Origin of the sequence: Photobacterium lucens (assembly GCF_009873615.1) — a bacterium.
Classification (GTDB): Bacteria; Pseudomonadota; Gammaproteobacteria; order Enterobacterales; family Vibrionaceae; genus Photobacterium; species Photobacterium lucens.
Genome location: NZ_SSMG01000058.1, coordinates 1 through 5,947 on the forward strand (window position 1 = coordinate 1; position 5,947 = coordinate 5,947).

The following is a 5,947-nucleotide window of genomic DNA, read 5'->3' on the forward strand; positions in this document are numbered from 1 at the left end:
AGATGAATAATGAATATTATGCCCAAGTAACTTAAATGGCTGGGTATATCTACTTTTCAATAAAGCATTGATATTGATAATCCCCAACAGGTTCACCAAAATTATTTTTTGTCTGTTGTTTTAAACACTTCGCCATTTTCACCGTAGCCTGCTGAACATTATCTTTTTCTGCCGCATCCAGAGAAAGAAAAGGCTGAAGTGCAGTCACAAGTTGCTGGGCAAGTTCACCTTCAACCGAACGTTGTTTCGTGCCTTCTTTGTAGCGACATTGCATCTCATTCTTTTCACTATAGCAATGTATGTCATCTGCTATAACCCAATCTCGCCCCATATCATGTTCAACATACACAATCTGCCCTAATGTGTTATATAGATTCTGATCCATAGCAGAAGCACTGAAAGTGACACATAACCCCATTAGCAACAAAATGTGTTTCATAAAATTCCCCTCTATTTTCTTTGTTAACTTTAACATAGGGGAAAAATCGTATTTTATAGCAATGTAAATTCAGCATACTTCTTTTGTTAATTTAAACCGCGTTTAAAACTTCTCTTTTATCCTCGTACCTTGTAAGAGATCTCTTACAAACAATTAGGATAATCACGCATAATATGATCTAAAACTTCTTATTAAATTTCATAATTACTTGTTTTTAATAAAGTAAATGTAAAGCATAAAAATCAAAAAATGACAGCATAAAAAGTATTTATGACTAAGTATCTAGGTTTTACGCTTGGCTTTACCTAATATTTACAGTGTCAGAGGGAAATGACATAACGGAACAGGATTGGAACCAAGGATGTTGGTGATCTCAGGATGAGATGTGATGAACTAGGATGGTTTATCAGACAAGGACTGTGAAGGAAACTGCTGGAAGCAGTAAAAAGTAAATAGGATATTTACTGGTCGGGATGACACAAGGAACACTTCAAGAAGAAGTAAAGGACACCTCTAAGGAAAGAGAAGAGAGTTATAACAGGACGTTGTAACGGGTTACGGAAGCCACAGGAACCACTTCAGGAAGAAGTAAAAAGGATAATGCTGACGGATTACAGCAGTCAAAGGAATGAGGCAAGGAGCACCATAGTAGCGGGATAGCTGCAAGTAAGACCAAAGGGCGCAACGAAAGTTGCGCCCTCTCTTTTTTCTTACATCTTATTTGTTTTTCTTACACCTTACTTGCAGAAATTAGGACGCAAGATACTCTTTCTTTTAAATCCGGTTATGCTGATTCAACGTTGCTAATACGATTAAATTCAGTAATACGTCCTTTACCCTGCATCTTCGATTGATACATTGCCATATCAGCACAGTGCAACACGCTATCAATACCCGTCACATCATCAGGTTCAATGTAGTAACAACCAATGCTCGCCCCTACATGTATAATATGTCCCTTAATATTTATCGGCTGTGACAGGTTATTAATTATACGGCTACCAATTTTCAAAATAGGCTCTCGAGTTTTCACTGGATTTAACACCGCTACAAACTCATCCCCTGCTAATCGAGTGACAATGTCATTTTGACGAATGCTCATCATCAATTTCTTCGCCACAATTTGCAGTACCTGATCACCAATCTCATGCCCATAAGTATCGTTCACAAACTTAAAGCCATCTAAATCAATAAACAGCACAGCCATGGTTTCAACACGAGTCGCTGACAGTTGCTCAATCAGATAACGATGTAAAAATTCACGGTTCGGTAGGTGAGTTAACGTATCATGTTGTGCAATATGGGCTAATCGCTGGGCTTCTTTCACTGAACTCATATCAGATGCCATGATGACAATCTGGCTTGCCTGTGTATCACTATCAATGATCTGATTAACTTTTAATTGTAATGGGATCGATACTTTACGCTGGCGATTATAGATCGCACACTCCCCCTGCCATTGTTGATGCAATGACAGCGCCATCATGATCTCTTTCTTCATTGGTAAATTATCTGATGCTGTTATTACTGAGCGATAATATTTACCAACCAACTTTGAACGCTTTAAACCAATTAAACGACTAAAAGCACGGTTCACCATTTCTATATGACCACGGCTATCCAGTAACAGAATCGCTTCACTACTATTTTCAAATATTTTTGCCGCTAACTGTTGCTGGCGCTCCGCATGACATTTCTCAGTAACATCTTCAAGGGCAAATAAAATCTGTTGTTTATGCGGCAAAGGCTGACTCACAACTTGATAAATGGCGGCTCCTTTGCCATTTTTGGCTTTAATTAGCTCATGATTAAATTGTGCGTTACCTTTCAGCACTGCCTGTAGCTGCTTCTGGAACGTATCGGACTCAATAGGATTGATCACCTTACTTATATGACGAGCTTGCAGTGCCTGAGGCGAATAAGGAAAAAGTGAACTACAACTCTCATTTGCTAACAAAATACGCCCCGTACGATCCACAACTAATAAAGCATGTTGAACCGTACTGATCACATCATCAGCAAACGCTTTTTCATTCTCCAATTGAGAGATCGTATGCTTAATCTTTGATTCACGTTGATTAAGTTTAATAATCATCGTATTAAAACAATCAATTAACGCACTAATTTCATCTTTTGACGCTGAGGACTGCTCAATCGTGTCCGTTTGATCAAAGTGAATAACATTGATCATTGCATCGTTTAGCTGACGAATTGGGCTGATCATCCAATGTCGTAGACGATGAACAACAAAGATGCTGACTAAGACGAGTGTCACCAATAAGTACATGCTGACTTCAATTTGTGAGGCCTTAATATCTTCAAGTACCGAGAGCGAAACCACAATATTCAATGTTGCTAATTGTTCACCCTCAATATAAATCGGTACCACCATAAACAAATGATTATGGCTAAATACATGCCCTTCACGATGAGCTATCGTCTTTTCAGCTTCGGTTGGTATAACCACGGGCAATTCTTCATTCTGAAATTTAGCAAATACTGTTTTCAGATCTTTCATCACCGAAACAGACACAATCATAGGATCAGCACAAAATGCGGATAAAATCTCATTCGCTGTTAATGGATCATCAAACTGAATCGCTGCCGTTAAGTTTGTACCAATACCTGTAGCCAGAATATTTGTACGATTAACGAGATTCTGCTTTTCACTTTCAATGTATTTATACGAGCCTAATGTTTGGAATACCAAAAATAGTGAAACAACAAAAAACACGAGCGGTAAATATAAACGCTGATTAAAAGAAAGTGCGTTCATCCAAGATTTACTCATGGTTGCACTCCTTTGTGATCGTCTTTCTCTAGCGTCGGAAGAATCGCGATTTTTAATAGCTTGGAGCTAATCAAAAGTTCGGCTTTTTTAGCATGTGTTAATGCAATAGCTGGGCGCACTTTATTATCCATTGAACGCAGTTCAATCATGCCACCTTTATTTAAGAATGCTTCACCCGAACCAATTGTTAAGACCCCTTGCTTAATAGGGATCTGATTAAGATCGAGTTCTCGCTGAGGTGAAATATACGCAATATGACATTGGTTAATTTGATTGATATTCGTTAACGTAACGATGTTGTTTCCACTATGATTCGCTTTCAGTAATCGACTTAAGGTTAATGCTACCTTGTCAGTACCGAGTGTGCAGTAAGTCAATTTTTCGCTCTTTTTCGGCCACGTAATAAATTGCGAAAAACGATAAATATACACGGCTGAAATTTCATAATCGGCAGCATTATTAGCATATGCTTTATGGACTAAGACATTGATAAAAAATGCCAAAGCCACCATAAAATACAAAGTGTACAGACGGCAAAAATGGTAAGGCTTAACAAAAAGCCCCACCATTATCTGTTTCATCATATTGCTCGGTGTGCAATCGTTACTTTGCATTCCGCCCCACTATAGTTTTGTCCACGACAAGCGCATAAATACCGTTTCTTCTAACAGTGCTTTATTGGGCATATCTTCATAAGTCGAGCTACCCAAGCCATCAACAACAAACTCTACTAACGGCCACGAGTGTTTTTGCTGCCATGCAACGCGCAAATCCATCGTGGTAATAGCTGGCGCTTCATAATATTCCAATGATGATGACACTGATCCTTTATGCTTTAACCACCAATCAATTTGCCATTGTGGATTAAGCGTCCACATCATTTGGATAGAGCCATAATGATTTGGCTGATGATCATATAATGCTTTATAGCCACCATTGAGGTACGTATCACAAGTTCTGTAACGTGAATCACACTCTGATTGGGTATCAATAAAACTGTATGAGGTATTAAAATTGATCGCTTCTGTTGGTTGCCAGAACAAAGCTAACTCAGCACCATAGCTTTGCGCTTTTAAGTTATCGCTGTAACTATTTCGGAAAATAGCTGTACCTCCAGGTAACGTAGTACCATCTTCACAGTAACCATAAGTACATATCCAACGACCATCATCAATCATACGTAAGTTATCGTATTCACTATAAAAAATAGTGGCGTCAAGAGAGAATGTATCAGTCAATTTACCACGGTAACCCACATCCCAAGTCACGACTGACTCATTGTCTAGATCTTCATTGCCAGCGGTATAATTCATCGCAGGATAAATACCCACACACGATGGGTGCTGAGATAAATCACAATTGGGAATAGCAGCTATCGCATTACCTAAAACAAACATATCTGTTGTTGAGTCAACTGCAGATGGCGTCACTACGGCACGACCTATTCCCGTCCATAATTGATGATCATCCGTTGCTTTATAATGCAGTCTTAATTGAGGTTCTACTTCAGTTGTATGATTACGAGTGAAATGCTCAACTTTAACCCCAAGGCTTGATGTGACTTTATCTGTCAGTTGCGTTTCTAACTGCGAGAACACATTGTAGATCTGCTCTCTCTGCACATGATCTGATGTTATGCGCTGATAAGGCTGCATATCAGTATAATAATCGTGCTTAGCCGTTGGAATTTTTAAGCGAGTAGAACGCGCACCAATACCTAGAGTTAATTCATTTTGTTCGTTCAATTTAGTGATCATTAATACATCACCATTCACCGTACTGTATTTACCATTCGCTGTTGGCTCTGTACGTGAATTAGTATCTGCCCATAATGACCCCTTATATTGAGTATCACCCACCCTCTTACCAAAATTAAGACTCGAATAAACACCACGAGAATAATCTGTTAATAGTGAAGGGTTCGCTACTATCGCTGTATTAGGATACAAAGGATGAACAGGCTTATCCAAAATATCATAGGTATACCAACTAAAATGCTCTGACTTCGTATGGTAACCACCTAATTGGAAAGTTAAGAACTGATCTTCTTCAATATAATCGGTACGAAACGCAACATTATAATTATTCCACTCATCGTCATTAAATGAGTAATAATCAGATTGAACACCTTTTACTGATAACCTTGCTGTTGTGAAATCATTTAATTGAAAACCATAACGGTAGTCTGCTTCTTTATAATTATATTGACCATGCGCTATTTCTAAAAACTGACCTAAGGTTTCATTACTATTTTTAGTAATAATATTAATAACACCATTGGTCGCATTCCCCCCCCACATCGTGCCAGCAGAACCGCGTAAGATCTCAATACGATCAATATCATCTAAAATCGTATCAATGGTATGCCAAAAAGTACCTGACATGAGAGGGCTAAAGACGCTGCGTCCATCCACCATCACCAGCAATTTATTAAAAAGCGTTTCATTTAAACCGCGCAGAGAAACCTGCCAATTAAATTCACTGATCTTGGTTACTTGTACTCCGGGTGCTAATGCGAGAGCTTCGGCAATAGAGCGTACGCCACTACGGCGAATTTGTTCATTGGTGATCACATATAACGCAGCGGGTACTTCATTAAGCGACTGCTCTTTTTTAGCTGCCGTTGTGACTGTCACGTTCTGAGTTGTTAACTCATCTAAATCCATCGACATCAAACTATCGATTTCTGATGAAGCTGAAGAAACGCTATAAAATGA

The 5,947-nt window shown here is 38.7% G+C and carries 4 protein-coding genes; all 4 read right to left on the reverse strand.

What is annotated here, in order from left to right; genetic code table 11:
• Nucleotides 1–49 precede the first annotated feature (49 nt).
• On the reverse strand, nt 50–439 hold the full coding sequence (locus tag E5A76_RS03525) for a hypothetical protein (protein ID WP_053989461.1): 390 nt from the start codon (nt 437–439) through the stop codon (nt 50–52).
• A 784-nt stretch (nt 440–1,223) separates the two neighbouring features.
• A complete protein-coding gene (locus tag E5A76_RS03530; protein WP_161118115.1) occupies nt 1,224–3,230 on the reverse strand; it encodes a diguanylate cyclase domain-containing protein in 2,007 nt (668 codons plus the stop codon).
• A complete protein-coding gene (locus E5A76_RS03535) occupies nt 3,227–3,844 on the reverse strand; it encodes a YfiR family protein (protein WP_161118116.1) in 618 nt (205 codons plus the stop codon). Before E5A76_RS03535 ends, E5A76_RS03530 begins: the two co-directional genes overlap by 4 nt.
• A gap of 9 nt (nt 3,845–3,853) precedes the next feature.
• The coding region (locus tag E5A76_RS03540; protein WP_316247317.1) for a TonB-dependent receptor plug domain-containing protein at nt 3,854–5,947 on the reverse strand (2,094 nt) is incomplete at its 5' end.